14 protein-coding genes are annotated in these 17,814 nt (G+C 59.3%); 4 read left to right on the top strand and 10 right to left on the bottom strand.

Annotated elements, in window-relative coordinates; translation table 11 throughout:
• Positions 1 to 175: 175 nt before the first annotated feature.
• Complete coding sequence (locus M1D51_RS12445; RefSeq protein ID WP_458106713.1) at positions 176 to 883, bottom strand: GntR family transcriptional regulator; 708 nt, start codon at positions 881 to 883, stop codon at positions 176 to 178.
• 552 nt (positions 884 to 1,435) lie between these two features.
• On the opposite strand from M1D51_RS12445, the gene M1D51_RS12450 reads away from it, so the two are divergent.
• The 3 genes from M1D51_RS12450 to M1D51_RS12460 all read left to right on the top strand — a co-directional run bounded on the left by M1D51_RS12450 (position 1,436) and on the right by M1D51_RS12460 (position 5,537).
• Positions 1,436 to 2,428 (top strand): carboxyl transferase domain-containing protein, encoded by a 993-nt coding sequence (locus M1D51_RS12450; protein ID WP_458109586.1) that lies wholly within the window; start codon positions 1,436 to 1,438, stop codon positions 2,426 to 2,428.
• A 238-nt stretch (positions 2,429 to 2,666) separates the two neighbouring features.
• Positions 2,667 to 4,460, top strand: a complete 1,794-nt coding sequence (locus M1D51_RS12455; protein ID WP_458106714.1) for an acetyl/propionyl/methylcrotonyl-CoA carboxylase subunit alpha — start codon at positions 2,667 to 2,669, stop codon at positions 4,458 to 4,460.
• Between the two features lie 69 nt (positions 4,461 to 4,529).
• On the top strand, positions 4,530 to 5,537 hold the full coding sequence (locus M1D51_RS12460) for a hypothetical protein (RefSeq protein WP_458106715.1): 1,008 nt from the start codon (positions 4,530 to 4,532) through the stop codon (positions 5,535 to 5,537).
• A gap of 901 nt (positions 5,538 to 6,438) precedes the next feature.
• Here the strand turns inward: M1D51_RS12460 and M1D51_RS12465 are convergent.
• The 5 genes from M1D51_RS12465 to M1D51_RS12485 form a co-directional block, all read right to left on the bottom strand.
• Entirely contained in the window at positions 6,439 to 7,803 is a 1,365-nt protein-coding gene (locus tag M1D51_RS12465) for an MFS transporter (RefSeq protein ID WP_458106716.1), read from the bottom strand.
• Positions 7,804 to 7,874: 71 nt separating this feature from the next.
• On the bottom strand, positions 7,875 to 8,984 hold the full coding sequence (locus M1D51_RS12470) for a zinc-binding dehydrogenase (protein ID WP_458106717.1): 1,110 nt from the start codon (positions 8,982 to 8,984) through the stop codon (positions 7,875 to 7,877).
• An 83-nt stretch (positions 8,985 to 9,067) separates the two neighbouring features.
• Positions 9,068 to 9,982 carry an NAD(P)-dependent oxidoreductase gene (locus M1D51_RS12475; protein WP_458106718.1) on the bottom strand — a complete coding sequence of 305 codons (915 nt, stop codon included), beginning with the start codon at positions 9,980 to 9,982 and terminating at the stop codon, positions 9,068 to 9,070.
• Complete coding sequence (locus tag M1D51_RS12480) at positions 9,979 to 10,362, bottom strand: carboxymuconolactone decarboxylase family protein (protein WP_458106719.1); 384 nt, start codon at positions 10,360 to 10,362, stop codon at positions 9,979 to 9,981. The genes M1D51_RS12475 and M1D51_RS12480 overlap by 4 nt, the downstream gene beginning before the upstream one ends.
• Positions 10,359 to 11,780: an NAD-dependent succinate-semialdehyde dehydrogenase gene (locus M1D51_RS12485; RefSeq protein WP_458106720.1), complete on the bottom strand. Its 1,422-nt coding sequence runs from the start codon at positions 11,778 to 11,780 to the stop codon at positions 10,359 to 10,361. Before M1D51_RS12485 ends, M1D51_RS12480 begins: the two co-directional genes overlap by 4 nt.
• Before the next feature lie 221 nt (positions 11,781 to 12,001).
• Here M1D51_RS12485 and M1D51_RS12490 point away from each other — a divergent pair, with 221 nt between their 5' ends.
• The gene (locus M1D51_RS12490; RefSeq protein WP_458106721.1) at positions 12,002 to 12,895 is read left to right on the top strand and encodes a LysR substrate-binding domain-containing protein; all 894 of its coding nucleotides are present in this window, start codon (positions 12,002 to 12,004) and stop codon (positions 12,893 to 12,895) included.
• A 196-nt stretch (positions 12,896 to 13,091) separates the two neighbouring features.
• Here M1D51_RS12490 and M1D51_RS12495 read toward each other — a convergent pair whose 3' ends face one another.
• Genes M1D51_RS12495 through M1D51_RS12510 form a run of 4 tightly spaced genes read right to left on the bottom strand, consistent with a single transcriptional unit; the run spans position 13,092 to position 17,759 of the window.
• Positions 13,092 to 14,090 (bottom strand): ABC transporter permease, encoded by a 999-nt coding sequence (locus tag M1D51_RS12495; RefSeq protein WP_458106722.1) that lies wholly within the window; start codon positions 14,088 to 14,090, stop codon positions 13,092 to 13,094.
• A 3-nt stretch (positions 14,091 to 14,093) separates the two neighbouring features.
• Positions 14,094 to 15,620 (bottom strand): sugar ABC transporter ATP-binding protein, encoded by a 1,527-nt coding sequence (locus M1D51_RS12500; protein WP_458106723.1) that lies wholly within the window; start codon positions 15,618 to 15,620, stop codon positions 14,094 to 14,096.
• 2 nt (positions 15,621 to 15,622) lie between these two features.
• On the bottom strand, positions 15,623 to 16,645 hold the full coding sequence (locus M1D51_RS12505; RefSeq protein ID WP_458106724.1) for an ABC transporter permease: 1,023 nt from the start codon (positions 16,643 to 16,645) through the stop codon (positions 15,623 to 15,625).
• A gap of 22 nt (positions 16,646 to 16,667) precedes the next feature.
• Entirely contained in the window at positions 16,668 to 17,759 is a 1,092-nt protein-coding gene (locus M1D51_RS12510; protein WP_458106725.1) for a sugar ABC transporter substrate-binding protein, read from the bottom strand.
• Positions 17,760 to 17,814 lie beyond the last annotated feature (55 nt).

Raw genomic sequence — 17,814 nt, forward strand, 5'->3', positions numbered from 1 at the left:
GTGGCAGGCGTAAGAGATCCGGATGGAGTGGGTACCACCAACGGGGTCGAACGCGGTCCCCGGGACAACGGCGAAGATCTTTCAGGCCGGCTTTGCGGCGTCCCTGAAATTGGTGCGCGTCATTAGCGCGTCGGCGCCCGAGTAGCGGAGCGCTGCGTCGGCGATGAAATGCTGGTCATTTCTTTGCTTCCAGAATTTCAAGCCCTTTATACGTCGCTGGCATGTTGGCCCACGCGCTGTGCAGGCCTTCCTGTCCGCCGTCAATATGGGCGACGATTTGGCGAGCCAGATGTTCGGCATCACCCTCGCGGAGGGCATCGACAATTTCGTGGTGTTCGCACTGAACCCGCCCCAGTGCGCGGGTCGAGTGCACGTAAAACCGGGAATAGGGCTCGAGCTGGTGGTAAAGCCGGGAAATTACCTCATATCTGAGGGGCAAATTTGCCAGGCGATACGTGTCCAAGTGGAAGGCGAAATTGATGCGCGACCATGCGTCGCTACCGATCGAGTCAATGTCGTCCATGCTTTCGACCATCCCGGCGAGACGAATAATGTCTGCCCGTGAACAGTTCTCCACCACATGCGCCGCGAAACTCGGCTCGACGAGTCGGCGAAGATCGTAGATCTCATCCACTCTGGCCAGATCCAGAGCAGTCACGAACGTGCCGTTGTAGGAGTCGTTGGTAAGTAGGCCCTCTGCGATCAGTGTCCTCATCGCTTCTCTGAGTGGGATCCTGCTGACGCCGAACCTATCCGCGAGTTCATCTTGGAGGAGACGCTGCCCGGGTCGGTAGACCCCCTCGGCAACAGCGACGCGGATGGAGTCAGCGATGCTGTCGGGAGTCGGTCGCAGGGATTTCGACTTCGGCGTTGAACTGTTCATATACAACGTATACACTGCATAAACAGGATGTGGCAAGTGTCACAATGACGGAAATATCCTGGAAATCTTCCGGAAACATCTCTCGTCACCGGCGTGGACCAGACGCCAGAAAACCCGGCGCTTGAAAATCCTCAGAGGACGATGGGCCTCCCACAACGGCCACGGTCGAGAGGGCATCGCCTGCTACGTCGTGGTCTACACCGTGAAGCAGCACAACCGAAAGCAGCACACATCATGAACACCACCCAACAAATCGATAGAGACGCAGCCATAGCCGCTCCTCACCGAATCGACGCGTTGATTGCCGCGCTTTTTGACGACGATTCGTTCCTACCCCTCGGCGGCGTACCCGCCGAACCCGGGGGAAAAACTGAGACACCATTGGCCGGTGTAGGTCAGGTGCACGGTAAATCTGTGGCATTTGCTGCCGCGCCGGCGAATACGGGCGCTCAGCGTCGCGCTTTCGCCGGCATCCTCGACCAGGCTCAGAGAACAGGATGCCCCCTTGTCCTGGTAAGCAACTTTCCAAAGGGGAAAAAATCATCCGCGGTGATGCCCGCACCGATGACGGGCATAGCCCGACTTGTCCAGCTCTCCGGTCTCGTCCCCATCGTCGCAATTGAAATCGGCGAAGGCTCAACATCCGGAGAGCTGGTCAGCGCACTGGCTGACTTCAGGGTTCAGATAGCGCCAAAGGATGGACGGAACAGTTCTTACACCGCTGACCACATAGAGGACGGCGCGGCATGGGTTCGGGATTTACTGGACGTACTCCCCCGGAACAACTGCGAATTCGCCGCCCCAACCGAACAAGACGGGCCAGATCCGTCGTCGGCGTTGTCCGGCATAGTGCCGGACAACCCTGCAGAGCCTTATGACGTCATGCAGCTAGTCAGTGCGCTCTCCAGCAACGCTCCCGTTGTCATCAACGGCGAGGGTCCCGCCCTGGTCACCGCGTTCGTTACCATCGGTGGACTGACTGTGAGCGTTGTGGCGAATCAGCCTGCGCACCGGGGCGGGTTGCTGGGCCCCGACGAAGCGCGGAAGGCTTCACGATTCATAAGGTTCTGTGACGCTTTCAACCTCCCCCTCCTGTTTCTCATTGACACACCCGGCCCATCAGAGCCAAGAACATTGGACTACGCCCCGTACGCACAGCTTGCACACGCAACTGCCGCGGCATCCGTTCCCATCGCATCGGTGCTTCTGCGTCGGGCGCATGGCCTGCCAACCAACGTTTTCGGCGCCAAGGCCCTGGGCGCGGATGTAGTCCTTGCCTGGCCATCGGCTACCCTCGCCCTCGCAGGTTTACACCGGCTCGTAAGCGCTGATCAGCCAGAAGAAATCGACGACACCAGCCGCGCCGACGCCTTGGAACAATTCCGCCGTACGGCGGCTGACATGGACGGGGCGTTGACCGATGGGCTCATCGACCAGGTAGTAACCCCCGATGAAACGCCCTGGTTGTTGGCGCGCTGGTTCCAAACCCTGGAAAGCAAGCGAAAGCAGGGCCCGGCGAAAAAGCACGGAAACTTTCCGCTATGACAAGCTTCAGCCCCAATCAAATTCAAATATCAGGCAATCCCGACGAACACGAACTAGCTGCCCTGATTGCCCTTCTGCCTTACCTCCGACGCGATTCCCTCGGACCCAGCACTGACACACGCCCAAACCTACGTCCCGGATCCTGGACTGGGCCTGGCTGGAGTCGAGCAAGCCGAGGCCTTTCCGGTTGGACGATCACTACTCTGACACTGAAACACTCGAAAAGGACCTAACGACGATGACCACGATTGCAGAACCAAGCCCGCACAAAAATGCGCTGCCCGGCAAAGTACTCATCGCCAATCGAGGCGAGATCGCGGTGCGCATCGCGCGAACCTGCGATGACCTAGGCATACGAACCGTAGGAATCTACTCCACGGAGGACCGCGACGCTTTACACGTCCGAAGCGTCGACGAGGCGTTCGCCTTGGAAGGTACGGCTCCCTCAGAGACCTACCTCAACATCGACCAGATCATTGGAATCGCCCTGCGATCCGGCGCGGACAGCGTGCACCCTGGATATGGATTTCTGGCAGAGTCGGCCGAGCTGGCAGAGGCCGTCATCAATAACGGGCTTGTCTGGATTGGGCCTCCCCCCAGTGCAATCCGAATGTTGGGCGACAAGGTTCAAGCCAGGCATCTGGCCATGCAAGTCGGTGCCCCCCTGGCGCCTGGAACGCCCAACCCTGTTGAAGGTGTGGCCGAAGTAGAAGACTTCGTTCTGGAACATGGACTTCCGATCGCTATCAAAGCAGCCTTCGGCGGCGGAGGGCGTGGCCTAAAAGTCGTCCGCGAAGCGTCGGAAATCCAAACGGGATTCGATTCCGCCGTTCGAGAAGCGACGGTCGCTTTCGGCCGGGGCGAATGTTTCGTGGAGAAGTTCCTGGACCGGCCTCGCCACATCGAAACCCAATGCCTGGCCGACATTCACGGAAACGTCGTTGTCGTTTCCACTCGTGATTGCAGCCTTCAACGCCGCCACCAAAAGCTGGTTGAAGAAGCGCCCGCACCCGACCTTACATCAGAGCAAATTGACCTAATTACTCAAGCAAGCACAGACATCCTTCGGGCAGCGGGCTACGTGGGGGCCGGGACCTGCGAGTTCCTCATCGCCGACAACATCATCTCGTTCCTCGAGGTCAACACACGCATTCAGGTGGAGCATCCCGTGACTGAGGAAGTGACTGGGCTGGACCTCATCCACCAGATGCTCCTCATCGCCATGGGCGCATCACTGCCCGACGCTGCGCCCCAGCCACGAGGATGTTCGCTGGAATTCAGAATCAACGCAGAGAACGTCGGGGCCGGCTTCACCCCTTCCCCGGGCCGGATAACGAAGATGGCTTGGCCGACAGGTCCCGGAATCCGGGTCGATGCAGGTTTCGACGGCGAGTCAGACATTCCGCAGATCTACGATTCCCTCATCGCAAAACTCATCGTGACGGCACCCACGCGCGAGATGGCCGTTCGAAGGGCCCGGCGCGCCCTTGAAAGCACTGTCATCGAAGGCATACCCACAACCCTGGATTTCCATCGACAAGTCATCAATGAAGGGATCTTCACCTCTGCCGTACCCTACGCGATGTTTACAGGCTGGATAGACACCGAGTTTCAGTACACTGGGCCGGACAGGACAGCAGTGACCACGTCCCCGGATGCGGCTGACCTGGAAACCCTCACGGTCGAAGTCGATGGCCGCAGACTCTCTGTTCGATTCCCGAAACCTACCGCCCAATCTGGGGAGTCACGCGAGACGAACCGCAACGCGTCAATTCGCGGCATGAGGAAAACCACCAATCTGCCTGCCGACGTCCCGGGCGGCATTTTTGTTCCGATGACCGGAACCGTTGTGAAGGTCCTCTGCGATGAAGGTCAGGAAGTGATGCCAGGCGAGCCCGTCATGGTCCTCGAAGCGATGAAAATGGAACAGTCACTCAACGCACCCGTCCACGGCATAGTTCGCAACCTGACCCATGCCGCCGGCGACAAGGTCGCTGCGGGAGACCTGGCCTACGTGCTGGAACCAAGTTGAAACCTCTAGAACACCACGTGTTTGTGGCGGATGCGAAGCCTGACCGCAAACCCCGCAGGAAGGACCGCCATGTATCAACCCCCTCCCCCAGCTGAGGCACCCGTTTCCTTGTTGCTGTCCGGCTTCGGTCCCGTGGGCAGATGCTTTGTCGAGCTGTCCCGAGCTCAGCAGCACCAAGGGCTGCTGAACGTCGCAGCAATCCGCGGCCACACTTCGGAAATACACTTTCCCCCTTCCTCTGATGTACCGGACCGCCGTTTGTGGGGTCCGCTATTGCCTCCAGAGGAGTCTCTCCGAAAAAGTCGGGCAACCATCCTCGTCCAAGCAATCCCTTCGTCTCCCGAAGCGCACCAACGTGCGGTTGACGAGGCTGTGACAGCACTCAACAACGGCATAGACGTTGTTACCGCGACCAAGAGCCATCTCATTACGCACTGGGCTGAACTTCAGGCGGCGGCAAGGTCCGGAGGCAGTCGGATACGCATCTCGGGCGCTACCGGCGCCGCGCTGCCGACCGCCGACTTGGCCAGGGTTGCCCTGACGGGCTTGGACTGTGAAGCGATCAGAGCGTGTCCGAACGGAACATCAACGTTCGTACTGGACCAGATTTCCCAGGGAAACACCTTGGAAGAGGCAATCATTGAAGCCCAAAGGCGCGGCATAGCCGAATCGGAAACCCAATCAGATCTCTCAGGATCCGATTCGGCGACGAAGGTTCGGCTCATTGCCGGTCTTCTGTGGGGATGGGACGTGGCGCGCATCAGCGTTGAAGCGGAGGCCATCGACCGGCGAACAGCTGCCAAAATCGAGGCTGCCGCCCGACAGGCTGGCCGACTCCGAGCAGTTGCGACGGCCTCAACGGACCAACCAATGCTCGTGACGGTCAAGCTGGAACAGGTGGAACCTGTTGACCCGCTGTTTCACATCACTGGACCCGAAAAGGCTATGGTCTTCCGCTGCCCCAGTGCCGGTGACATTACTGTCCAGGGTGGGCGCTCCAGCCCATCTGGCGCCGCGCTAGCCATGCTCAAGGATGTTCTCAACCTCATCAATAGCAATCCGACGGGATTTTGTTAGGCGCAGTGAACGGCTGTGTGGACACGGCCCAACACGGAACAGCTTGGATGCCGTGTCTTCAGGAAGGCACACGAAGTTCAGCAAGACCGGGACATCACGATCCGTCGACTCCGTCTGAACAACTTGCGCCTGCCCTCGACTTCTCGGTCAGAATTCCTGATTTTCGCGACTCTGTCCAAAGGGCACGTCATCACTCAAGGCCACGGTAAACGAACGGTAGGAATGTCGCGTAACCAGGATTCCTTGGCGCCCGTTTTGTACTGCCACGGCCCGGGCGGCGGCGACCGCCTCGTCAAGCCGATCTTCCAGACTTGAACGGTTGGCCAAGGTAACAGTGATTGGTAGAGCAGCGGGGGTCGGCATATTACCTCGTCTCTTTCATATCGGCGTTCTCAGGGCTACCCCGAGCCGCGTGCGTACCGCTGTCTGTCGGCCCCCCGAAGCATCCTGCTCGTATGCGGGCGGATTTCCGAGGCAGTGCCGTGACGAAAATGAAGGCTCAGCTTCAGCTGACATGGATCAAGTCGTAGACGAGCATCTCCCCGGCAAACAAATGCTGCAGTTCGGCGTCGACATCGGTGACAACCCGGGTGAAGTTGGAGGCACCCGTCAGTCAGTCCCCCTTGGTACTGCAGGGAAATGCGTCCCTTCTCGGTACGAATACAGAACCACCTGGATTACGGGGGACCAGTTCTGCCTGAGGACGAATTCTCTCGGTACGTCCTGCGGTCCGTCAGCTGGGTGGATTGTTCGGTGGCGGCGGTCTGAGACGGGTGCGCCAGCAGGCCTTCAGCGGTGAACAGCTCTAGATGCTGGTGCGCGTATTCTGAGTAAGCGGCTGCTGCCTCTTTGAAGAGAGCTGCAATGGTAAGTGCGAGACTCGTCATTCTCGGGGCTCTTCTCAGTTCCGGGCGTCACGAAGCACTGCTGCGCCCGCAGTGCGATCGGCTTTACCGATGGTGTCGAGATCGAGGTCTTTGGACTCCCTGGCTGCCGAGACTGCTGCAGCTGCAATTAAGGTGGTGACGACGATGATTGCGACGAGTGGCCATGTTCCGCCGGACCAGAGGACGAGGGCGCTGGCGATGACGGGCGTGAAGCCGGCGAGGAGAATGGCCGCTGTCTGGTAGCCCACCGAAATGCCGGTGTACCGGACCTCCGTGGGGAAGAGTTCACAGTAGAAGGCCGGCAATACTGAGTAGACGGCTGCGTGACCGAGGGCCAGGAAGATCGCGACGCCGAGGATGATGGCCCATTGCTGGCCGGTCTGGATCAGGGCAAAGATGGGCCAGGCACTGACGACGATGACACCGGCCCCGAAGAAGAAGGTGTTCTTTCGCCCAATGCGGTCCGATATGGCTCCGAATGTCGGGATCATCGCGATATTCAGGGCCGAGCCGATCATGACGGCCACAACACCGTAGGAGGCCGGGAGCTTGAGGGTCGTGGCCACATAGGAGAGCAGGAAGACGGTGAAGAGGTAGTAATTTCCTGCCTCGGCGAAACGCGAGAAGAGCGCAATGACGAGCGACTTCCGGTGTTCCTTGAACACCACTGGAATCGGCGCTTTTTGCTTTTCCTGCTTGCGTTCCGCTTCAGCTTTGGCAGCGAGGAAGGCCGTGCTTTCGCTGGCGTTGAGGCGGATGTAGAGGCCGACGGCGGCCAGCAGCACGCTGACGAGGAACGGCAGGCGCCATCCCCAGTTAATGAACTGATCGCCCGAAATTGTCTGGGAAACGGCCACAGCCGCGGTGCCCAGCAGAAGTCCGCAGGAGACCCCGATCTGCGGCCAGGATCCGAAGAAGCCGCGGCGTCCCTTCGGCGCATTCTCGACCGCTATGATCGCTGCACCGCCCCATTCGCCGCCGACCGCGAATCCTTGGGTGAGGCGGAGAATGCACAGCAGCACAGGTGCCCAGAATCCGACACTCTGGTAGGTGGGGAGCAGCCCAATGGCCGCGGTGGAGCCGCTCATGATGAGGAAAGTCAGGATCAAGGTGGACTTGCGTCCGATCCTGTCACCCAAGTGGCCGGAGACGAATGCCCCGACAGGCCGGGCCAGGAATCCCACACCAAAGCTGGCTAAGGCCGCGATCTGTGAAACGCCTGGTTCAGAGGAAGGAAAGAACAGAGTGCCGAAGACAAGTGCGGCGGCAGTTCCGTAGACGGTGTATTCGTACCATTCGATGATGGCGCCGACCGTGCCGGAAATCAAGCTTTTACGGCGGACCTGGTCCGGCGTAAGCGTCTTTGCTGTGGTGGTCATGTGTGTTCCGTTCAAGGGCCGCGACGGCTGTGTCCCGGCGATAGTGTGGGGCGGGTCAAGCTGGGGGGAGGTCAGACCTGCAGGGTTTCCATGGTGATGGCTGCCCGGGTTACTTCCCTTGCCAGCGATTTTTCGAGGGCGGTTTCGACTTGGTCCAGGGTGAAGACGGAATCGACGAGGTGTTCAAAGGGATACTTGTCCCGGTGCCGGGTAAGGAAGTCGAGGGCCTTGTGCAGGTATCGTCCTTCGTAGCGGTCTACGTGTTTGATGGTCAGGGCTTTACGGGTGACATAGCCCGGGTCGAACGGCACAGTCTGACCAGGTGAGAGGTTACCCATGACCAGGTACCGGCCGCCGCGCCGGATTTGTTGAAGGCCTTCGGAGAAGGCTGCCGGGACGCCTGTGACTTCCAGTGCTACGTCGGGTCCTCGGCCGCCGGTCCAGGACTGGATGTTGGCGATACGGGCCCCGACCGAAGTCACTTCGGTGATGTTAATAGTGTGATCGGCTCCGAAGGCTATCGCATGTTCGAGGCGGTTCTGTACAGCGTCGATCACGATGACTTGTGCGCCGCGTTCCTTGGCCACAGCCACCGCGTTCAGTCCTAGTCCTCCGGCTCCCTGAACAAGGAGGGTCTCGCCGTACTGCAGGCCGATCTGGTCGATGCCGAACATCACTTGCGAGAGCGCGCAGTTGGCGCTGGCGGCCACGGCGTTCGTCAACGTGTCGGGAACCTTGTAGATGTGTTGGCGAGGGTGGATGTAGTAGTGGGTGCCGAAAGCTGCGTGGAAGTGAGGGGCTTCTTCGGGTTGCTTGCTGAAGAATTCATACGCGTTGTCGCACAGGTTCGGTTGGCCGCCCAGGCACTGGGCGCACCGGTCGCAGGTCTGGAAGTAGGTGGCGACGATGCGGTCTCCTGCTGCGAGGGGCTGACCGGCATTGTCGACGTCGCGCCCCTGGCCGAGGGCGGCGACGGTGCCGACCATTTCGTGGCCTAGCCCACCGCGCTTCTTTACGGGGTGCTTGCCGTTCCAAATGTGTAGTTCGGAACCGCAGACGTTGGCGCGGGAGACTTTCATGACAACGTCTCCTGGCCCCGGTTCCGGAATGGGGTATTCAGCGAAGGTCAATTCGCGGGGATTGGTCATCACAGCGACTTTGCCGTGCATTGTTTCACGCATGGATTCCTCTTTCGGACTAGGGTGCTTCAGGGCGCACGTTAAACTGCAGTCTGCGGGGACCATTAGATTGTGGTCGCCATGTATCAAGCGCTTATTCGAGTTTCTTTTGCCGAAGAACTGGGAGAGTTCTCTTTTCCGAGGAGTTCGTACATCTTCGTGTGGTCTTCAGCGGCGAAACCTGCTTTGACGGCGGCCTCCCAAAGTTGCTGGCAATCGCCGCTGAACGGGGAGTCGACTCCGAGAGAGGCTCCGAGCGCGGTGGCTATGCGAATGTCTTTTGTCATGAGACCGATGGGAAAGCCTGAACTGTAGGTGCTGCTGAGCATAAACTGCCGCACCTTATTCTCTGAAGTATTGCTGCGTCCGGAGGAGGCGTTCAAGACGTCAGTCAGGGCGTCAGGGCTGATGCCGAATGCCGTGCCGATACGGAGTGCCTCCACTGTAGCGACAATGCTGGCCGCGGACACCAGGTTGTTAAGTGCTTTTGCTGCGTGGCCGGCTCCTGCGTCACCGACGTGGATGAGGGACTTTCCCAAGGCCTCGAAAAGCTCCGTCGCCTGGTCAAGGTCCTGCCAGCGGCCGCCGACCATGATGGCGAGTTCGCCTGTTTGCGCACCCCTCACTCCGCCGGAAACAGGGGCGTCAAGGTATCGGAAGCCTTTGCTCTCCAGCGTGGAGGCAAGGGCTCGTGAGCGCAGCGGCTCCGAGGAAGACATGTCGATAAACAAGGTGTTTAGAGGAACCCGCTCCAGAATGTCGTCGCCGAGCAGGACCTGTTCGACGGCGGCGGAGTTGGGCAACATCGTAATTACAATGTCCGCATGCTGCCAACTGCGGCCGTATCCCGTCACCGGTTCCGCAGTCTCGTGGGCCGTAGCGAAACGTTGGACGAGGTCCCTGTCGCGATCCATGACGAGAAGCCGATGGCCAGCGTCGGCGAGCATGCCGGCCATGGGAAAGCCCATATTGCCCAGTCCGATGAATCCGACCGTGCTCATGCTTCGTCGTCCATGTCACGGAATACTTCGCGGGCGAGGCGGAAGCTCTCCAAGGCTGCAGGCGCGCCGCAGTAGATACTCACCTGGAGGAAGACTTCCTGAATTTGATCCTTGGTGACGCCGTTGCGGAGGGCCCCCCGGACATGGACTTTAAGTTCGTGAGGGCGGTTCAGGGCACTGATCATGGCGAGGTTGATGAGGCTGCGCTGGGTCCGTTCCAAGCCGGGCCGGTTCCATACATCGCCCCAGCAAAACTGAGTGACAAGTTCCTGCATAGGCATCGAAAAGTCATCGGCGCTGTCGAGGCTCTTTTGAACGTATTTATCTCCGAGGACCTCCCGGCGGGTGGCGAGGCCTTTTTCGAACAGTTCCTGGTTCATTCGACGATTCCGTTCACGCTGGTGGTTGATGCAGCGGGGGTTTTGTCCCATACGGCCTGCACGTTGGCGAACTCGTGGACGCCGAAGTAGGACAGCTCGCGACCGAAGCCGCTCTTCTTTACACCGCCGATGGGGATGCGGGGATCCGAGACGGACAGGGCGTTGATGAAAACTCCCCCTGCGTCAAGGCGGCGGGCCATGGCCCGTGCTGTGGTGCTGTTGGCAGTCCAGATGGCTGCGCTAAGTCCAAATTCGGAGTTGTTGGCTTTGGCAAGGGCGTCGTCGGCATCATTTGCGGTGATGACGGTGGCCACCGGCCCGAAGATTTCTTCGCGGAACGCCGTCATGGTCTCAGTAACATCGGCGAGGACGGTGGGGGCATAGAAGTTGCCTGCGCCCGCGAGACGGTGGCCGCCGGCAAGGAGCCGTGCACCCTCGCTGATACTGCGGCGAACCTGGTCATCGACCTCATGCATGGCCTCCTCCTTCGCCATTGGCCCGATCTCGGTCGAGGGGTCCCTCGGGTCGCCCACTTTGAGCGCCTGGATCTTCGAGGTGAGCAAGGTTGTGAATTCCTCGGCCACGCTGCGTTCGACGATGATGCGCTTGGCAGAGATGCAAACCTGCCCTGCGTTGACCATCCGGCCCGAGGCGGCCGCGTCGGCGGCTTTGTCGAGGTCGGCATCAGCCAGGACGATGAACGGGTCAGATCCGCCCAGTTCAAGAATCACCTTTTTGATAGCCCTGCCAGCCTCTGCCGCGACGCTCTGCCCGGCCGCGGTTCCGCCTGTAACGGCCACTCCTGTGATGCGGGGGTCGTGGATGATGCCGGGGATGCGCTCCCTCTCGGCGTTTACCACCTGGAATGTCCCGACGGGCAGGCCTGCTTCTTCCCAGAGTGACTGGATAGCGTAAGCGCAGCCGACCACATTCGACGCGGGCTTCAGCAGGTAGCCGTTACCTCCGAGGATAATCGGAACCGCTCCCCTGAACACCTGCCACACGGGAAAGTTCCATGGCATAACGGCCAAAATGGTACCTGTAGGCAAGTAGGAGATATAGGCCTCGGGTCCGATGTTGGTCCCCTGGTCTTCGAGCATGGCCGGCCCGTTGTCGGCATACCAGTCCAACATGGTTGCGCATTTGAGGACCTCGGCCTGTGCCTGCGTAACCGGTTTGCCCATTTCCTGCGTGATGATAGAGGCCACATGCTCGGTATCGCGCCGGAGCAACGCAGCGAGCCGCCGGAAAACGTCGGCTCGTTCGGAAGGCAGGCTTTCGCGCCATATGGCAAAGCCCTTGGCGGCCTGCTCCACTGCTGAGGTGACCCCGTCCGAGTCCAGGAACGGATAGCTTGCGACGGTTTCTCCCGAGGCGGGATTTACGGATCGTGCCAGGGCAACTTCGATGGTTCCCACAAAAATTCCTTCTGTCGTGTGATGGGACTTACAACAGACTAGGAACTTAAAAGAGTTCAATAAAGAAGAATATCGCGAAGCGTCAGTTCTCCCAAAGAGAACACTCATCATCAAACATCGAGCTAGGCGGAAGTCGCGGACTTCAGTTGCTCATGTCTCTGACGGCATGTCATGCTTCCCTTTGGGACAAACGTGGTGCCGAACATCTCTCAGGGAGAACAATGGAGATCTCACAGCTGGAAATTTTTATCGCGGTAGCGGAGACTGGCAGTATCACGAAGGCCGCAGCGAAGTTGCTGCGTGTACCTTCCAACGTCTCGACCCGTGTGCAGCAGCTCGAAAGAGAGCTCGGCGTCCAACTCCTGATTCGAGACAAGCGTCAGAGTTCTCTGTCTGCCGACGGGGAACTCTTCCTTGAGTACGCACGCAACATCATCGACATGACCAACGAAGCCAAAAACTTCTCCACCCGCGGCGAACCGCGCGGACGCTTCCGTCTTGGAGCCCTGGAAAGTACAGCCGCAGTCCGAATTCCGCCGATACTTGCGGCCTTTCACCTGAGCTACCCTGCCATTGAGTTGGAACTGGACGCGAATTCCTCAGGTCCCCTTTTCGACAGTCTGCTGAACGGGCAGTTGGCAGCTGCCTTCACCGACGGGCGCCCGGCTGTTCCGGCCCTGACCGGGATCAAGGCCTTTGATGAAGAACTTCGGATCATCACACCCCAAACAGTCCACCACATTGACGAGGACTATAAGGCAACGCACCCCACCGTTTTCGTTTTCGGCCGGATCTGTTCCTATCGGCAACGCTTCGAAGATTGGCTGGAAGCGGAGAACATTGTCCCGGGAAAGTTTGTGGAGATCTCCTCTTACTACAGCATGCTCGCGTGTGTAGCGGCAGGTGCTGGGATCAGCATGATCCCTGCCTCACTTCTCGCCACCCTTCCTGGGGCCGAGGGAGTTAGGGAGCATGCCATTGCCGGTCCACTGGGGGCAGCCGAAACGTGGCTGACCTGGCGAAAGGACTGCAGGTCAGCGAACCTTAGAGCCTTCATTGAGGAACTGAAGACACACCAGGGCGAGGCTCCGCTAAAGGTTTCCCCCGCGGCCTGAATTGCTTCTCAGACGGGCATAGAGCAAGGGCTTCGGAGCCGTCCTTGACAAGTACAGCAATCCTTTTCAGGGGCTGGCGTTCCGTTGTTATATGCAGCTAATCAGGTGCGTTGGCAGATTCTTGCCACAGACATGATGAACTGCTGATGACCCCGCCCATGGGTCGGGGCCACCAGCAGAAACGGAGTAGCACATTCTAGTAGACGGGGGTCCTGCTGCTTCTGTCGATGGACGCTGCGACCGCCAAGACGATGATCAGGCCAAAGACGACGTACTGAATCCGCGGATCAATGCCGATCGCTGCAGCGCCGATGGGAACCAGGGTCACGATACAGGCCCCGAAGGCCACATTCACAGGGCGTGAAATTCCTCCGGCCACTGCACATCCACCGATGATCGCCGCGGCTATGGACGGCAGTAGGAGACCGACACCCGCTCCAGTAGCGGTCGCTGTGCCTTGTTGGGCTGTCAGGATCAAACCGGCGAGACCTGCCAAGAACCCGGAGGCGCAGTGGACCAGGGTTCTTGTTTTCAAATTCGAGATTCCCGACAGGATCGCGGTGCGCTCGTTTAGTCCGACGGCTTTTAATTCCTGACCTAAAGAGGTCCGGCTTGTCATGAACCAGATGCCGGCCACAACCAGGGCTCCCAGCCAAACTCCGGCCTCCAAGCCCAGGAACCGCACGTCCAGGACCCACCCAATGATTTCGAGGTTCTGATTTATAGACACTGTGGTTTGATCCGAGATCAGGAGGGCTGCGGCCTGCCAGACACCCATCGCTCCGAGAGTGACGGCAAACGTTGGCACTTGAAAGTACCCACTAAGCCAGCCGCTGAGAGAGCCGATGGCTGCGACCACAAGCAGCGTCAGCACCGGGGCCAACCAGCCCAGAGGACCAAGCCACGAAGCGACAAGGACTGCCGCGAGAACACCCATGGCGGCGTTGGAAAGGTCAATTCCACCGAGCAGCATGACCAGCATCTGTCCACACGCCAGGAACAGCAGTGGAAGACACTGCACCAACATGATGCGTATGCCGCCACCACCGATGAACTGTGGCTCGACGACCGTGATTGCGGCAACCAAAATCACCAGGACGATGGCGGGCATCAGACGACTGAGTGAGATGGCGGCGGGTTTGGTTCGGATCCGGAGCGCCTGTGGTGTGCGCGCGATTGTGGGTGTTTGCACCATGGTTCAGACCATCTTTCCGAGGATATCTACAACCGAGGGCCGTTCGGCCAGGACGTTGATTGAGGCTGTGACTGCACCGTCCTTGAGAACGGTGATGTCGTCCGCGAGTTCCAGAGCTTCTTCGAGGGTGTCGGCGATGGTCAAGACTGCAACTCCGCCGTGGCAGGCCTGCCGCACGGCCTCTTTTACGCTCTCTATCGCTCCTGGGTCCAGCCCCCGGAACGGTCGGTCCAACAGGAGCAATTTCAGGTTGGGGTCACAGAGCCACTTTGCCAGAGCTACCTTTTGCTGGTTCCCGCCCGAGAGCTCAGCGATGGCAGCTTGGCCATCCCTTGGCCGGATATCCAGGCGGTCCATCCACATGTTGCTGAGCTGTACTTCCAGATTCCGCCGGCGCAGCCCCCGTCCGTGGGTTGCATCCAGATGGGCCAGAGCCATGTTCTCGGTGACTGACATGCCGGAGACGATGCCTTCAGATTTTCGTTCGCTGGGGAGGTAAGCCATTCCCCGCCGGATCCGCTCCCGTACAGTGAGCTTGTCAACCGGGTGGCCAGCGACCTTGATCGACCCGCTGGTTACTCGTTCGACACCGAAGATTGCGCGAACCACTTCCTCGCATCCCGACGAGGTGGCCCCGACCAAGCTGTGCAGTTGCCCAGCCTTCAGTGTCAGCGTGATCTCGTCCAGGCCGCCTGCGGTGGACAGGTTCTTGACTTCCAGGACCGGGTCGGCTTCAGCGAAATCCTGAAGGTCCTCACGGACCCGGACAGATTGCCGCCCCGTCATCAGTGCGAAGAGCTCTTCCTCGTTGACACTCTTGGTCTCTCTCTCGGCGACGACCTTGCCGTGTCGCAGAACATATATTCGGTCGGTGAACTCCAGGACTTCTTCTAATCTGTGAGATACGAAGATAACCGAGCCAATTTCGCGCAGGCGCTGGATTTCACCTGCAAGGCGTTTGATTTCTGCGGGCTCCAGCACGGACGTCGGCTCGTCGAGGATGACGATGGGGAGAGCGTGTGCATGCTCGCCTACTTCAACTGCCTTGGCAATCTCGACCATCTGACGTTGAGCGAAGGTAAGGTCAGCGATCATCGCCCGCGGGTCCATGTCCAGACCAATGCGCCGCAGGGATTTGGTGGCCTGGGCGTTAATGGTTTTCCAATTAAGAAAGCCAAGGGATGAACCGGCGTCCTTGTTCCTGTTCTTCGCCCCGCCCAGGTGGATATTTTCAGCCACTGACAGGTTCGTCAGAAGTGACTGCTCCTGGTGTACGACGCCGATGCCCAATTCCGCCGCGTGCGATGCGTTCCGCAGCTGGCGGTCAATGCCGTGGATTCTTAGGCCACCCGAGTCCTGTTGGTGCAGTCCGGCGAGTAGTTTCAGCAGGGTGGACTTCCCGGCACCGTTCTCGCCGATCAGTCCAACGACCTCGTTCTGTCCAATCCGCATTGAAACGTCCTTCAGGACGGTCTTGGAGCCGAAAGACTTATTGATGCCACTTAGTTCAAGTGCCGGTGTCACAGACATGGCTACTTCACCACCCTCAATACATCCCGTTTACGGAGAGCTGTCAGAACAACGGCTATGACAATGACGCAACCGAACAGGGCCTGCTGGATGCTCGGGTCCACACCGGAAAGGACCAACCCGTTGTTGAGGACCGTAAGGAGCAGTACGGCAAACATGGACCTGGCCACGCCACCGCTGCCGCCGCTCAGCAGGGTTCCCCCGACTACTACGGCCGTGAGCGTGAAAAACAGCTGTCCGCTGCCCACCTCCACCACACCGGCGCCGAGTTTCACGGAGCCGATCACGCCGGCTAGGGCGGCGCATGCGCCCGAGAAAACGAACACAAGGGTTTTGTAGCGGAAGACTTTGATGCCAGCAACCTTCGCAATTTCCTGGCTGTCACCGATGGCGTAGGCGTATCGCCCGAATTTGGTCCACTTGGACAGAACCAAGGCCAGGCAGAACACGCCTACGGCGATCCAGAAACTGTTGGAGAGGCCAAAGACGGTGCTGCCAAACCAATTCACCAGTGGGCTGGGTTCGAGCGTTGTGGCCCCGTCACCGTAGAGAATGGTGGCCGTACCCAGGCCTATGTACCACATGCCGAGCGTGAGGATGAAGCTTGGAACTTTGAGGTAGTTGTGAATAAGACCTGTTACAAGTCCGAAGAGGACGCCGATTATCAGCGCAATGATGAGGGCGGCCAACTGGAAATCGTTGCCGTTGACGCTATTTCGGGACAGCAACACAAAACTGATGCCGGCCGCAGCCATGGTCCCTTCAAGTGAGAGGTCGACGCTTCCCAAAAGAACCACGAATGTCATACCCGTCACCAGAATCAGGGGCACTGTCGCCTGATTGAGGATGGTGATGACATTTCCGGCGGTCATGAATGAGCCGGGGTTGATCACAGAGAATGCGGCGAAAAGGATCACAAGTGCAACTGCCGTGCCGTACTGCCCGGCTGGCTTGGTGACGGTACGAGTTATGCCCTTGCGGGGACCCGTGGCGGTGGGGCGGGGGTTTTCTATAAGTAAGCTCATTGGGGCTCCAAAGCTCGATGATTCAAGAATTGACCGAGGGCAAGGGGCCCCCAACCAGTCGATTAAAAAGTCCCTTGTCGAGTTCTGCCATCAGGGAGGTGTAGTCGGGTTCCTTCAGGTACTTGTCCACCGAGTCTCTGCTGACACCGAATTGTGAGTATGTACCGTCTCGTTGCGCGGGCTGCAGAGTGGAAACGTCGAGCTTGCCTGTGGCAGCGGCGTGGCCGATGGCTAAACCGATCATGCCGCTGTAGAAGCCATCCGAGTACCATGTGGCGACGATGGGCCCGCCCGTTTTCACAGACTTCAGAGCCTCCTGTATTCCATCAATGCCAACTGCTTTCACTTGAACGCCGGCACTTTCCGCTGCCGCCACGGCCCCCAACGTCATAGAATCGCTGCCCGCCCAGATCCCGTTAACCTTCCCGGCAAAGCGTGAGAGCAATGTCTGGGTCTTCGTGTAGGCGGTCTGCCGGTCCCAGTTCGCGCTGTCGCTCCCCAACAACGAGATCCCGGGGTAGGCCGCCAGCGCCTTTTCAAGACCCGCATATCGCTGCTTGGAAGCGTTGGAATCAAGGACACCCTTCAGCGCGATGATGCCGCCCTCACCACCCATCGCTTCGAATAACTGGGTCGCGGTGTACTCCCCGGCCGCTACACCGTCGAACCCCATGTGACTTACCCAGGAAGGACCGATGTCCTCAGGCTTTATGCCATCAGGCTTATCCCAGCTGCTCACGACATAGCCGCCGTTGCGGGCGACAGATCGGGCGATGCCTGGAACATCAGCACTGGCAAGAGGCTCCAAGTTGACCACCACCCTCTTGCCGGTGGCCATGGCACTTTGGATCTGGGAATACTGCTGCTGCGAATCAAGGTTGGAGTTGACGATTCGGAGTGGGAGTCCCGCGTATTTCGCGAAGGCACGGGAACCGGTCAACCAGTTCTGCATGTAATCATTGGTTGCCGTGTGGATAGTCGACACCAACAGAAGCTCGCTATCCGGGTAAGTTTTCTGTTCGCTTTCAGCGACGTTCCGGGCGGCGCCGCACCCCGCGAGCGAAAGCCCCACTGTCCCGGCCGCGATGCCGAGCAGGGCTGTCCTCCGGCTCATAGGGGATGTGGAGAAGGGAGAATAACTGTTCATGGCGTGGGTGTTCCATCCGTTC

The sequence above is a fragment of the Arthrobacter sp. R3-55 genome (assembly GCF_054161505.1).

Excerpts from the sequence above, each read along its gene's own strand:
- M1D51_RS12445 (WP_458106713.1), bottom strand. The coding sequence starts at position 883 with ATGAACAGTTCAACGCCGAAGTCGAAATCCCTGCGACCGACTCCCGAC.
- M1D51_RS12450 (WP_458109586.1), top strand. The coding sequence starts at position 1,436 with ATGCCCGCACCGATGACGGGCATAGCCCGACTTGTCCAGCTCTCCGGT.
- M1D51_RS12455 (WP_458106714.1), top strand. The coding sequence starts at position 2,667 with ATGACCACGATTGCAGAACCAAGCCCGCACAAAAATGCGCTGCCCGGC.
- M1D51_RS12460 (WP_458106715.1), top strand. The coding sequence starts at position 4,530 with ATGTATCAACCCCCTCCCCCAGCTGAGGCACCCGTTTCCTTGTTGCTG.
- M1D51_RS12465 (WP_458106716.1), bottom strand. The coding sequence starts at position 7,803 with ATGACCACCACAGCAAAGACGCTTACGCCGGACCAGGTCCGCCGTAAA.
- M1D51_RS12470 (WP_458106717.1), bottom strand. The coding sequence starts at position 8,984 with ATGCGTGAAACAATGCACGGCAAAGTCGCTGTGATGACCAATCCCCGC.
- M1D51_RS12475 (WP_458106718.1), bottom strand. The coding sequence starts at position 9,982 with ATGAGCACGGTCGGATTCATCGGACTGGGCAATATGGGCTTTCCCATG.
- M1D51_RS12480 (WP_458106719.1), bottom strand. The coding sequence starts at position 10,362 with ATGAACCAGGAACTGTTCGAAAAAGGCCTCGCCACCCGCCGGGAGGTC.
- M1D51_RS12490 (WP_458106721.1), top strand. The coding sequence starts at position 12,002 with ATGGAGATCTCACAGCTGGAAATTTTTATCGCGGTAGCGGAGACTGGC.
- M1D51_RS12495 (WP_458106722.1), bottom strand. The coding sequence starts at position 14,090 with ATGGTGCAAACACCCACAATCGCGCGCACACCACAGGCGCTCCGGATC.
- M1D51_RS12500 (WP_458106723.1), bottom strand. The coding sequence starts at position 15,620 with ATGTCTGTGACACCGGCACTTGAACTAAGTGGCATCAATAAGTCTTTC.
- M1D51_RS12505 (WP_458106724.1), bottom strand. The coding sequence starts at position 16,645 with ATGAGCTTACTTATAGAAAACCCCCGCCCCACCGCCACGGGTCCCCGC.
- M1D51_RS12510 (WP_458106725.1), bottom strand. The coding sequence starts at position 17,759 with ATGAGCCGGAGGACAGCCCTGCTCGGCATCGCGGCCGGGACAGTGGGG.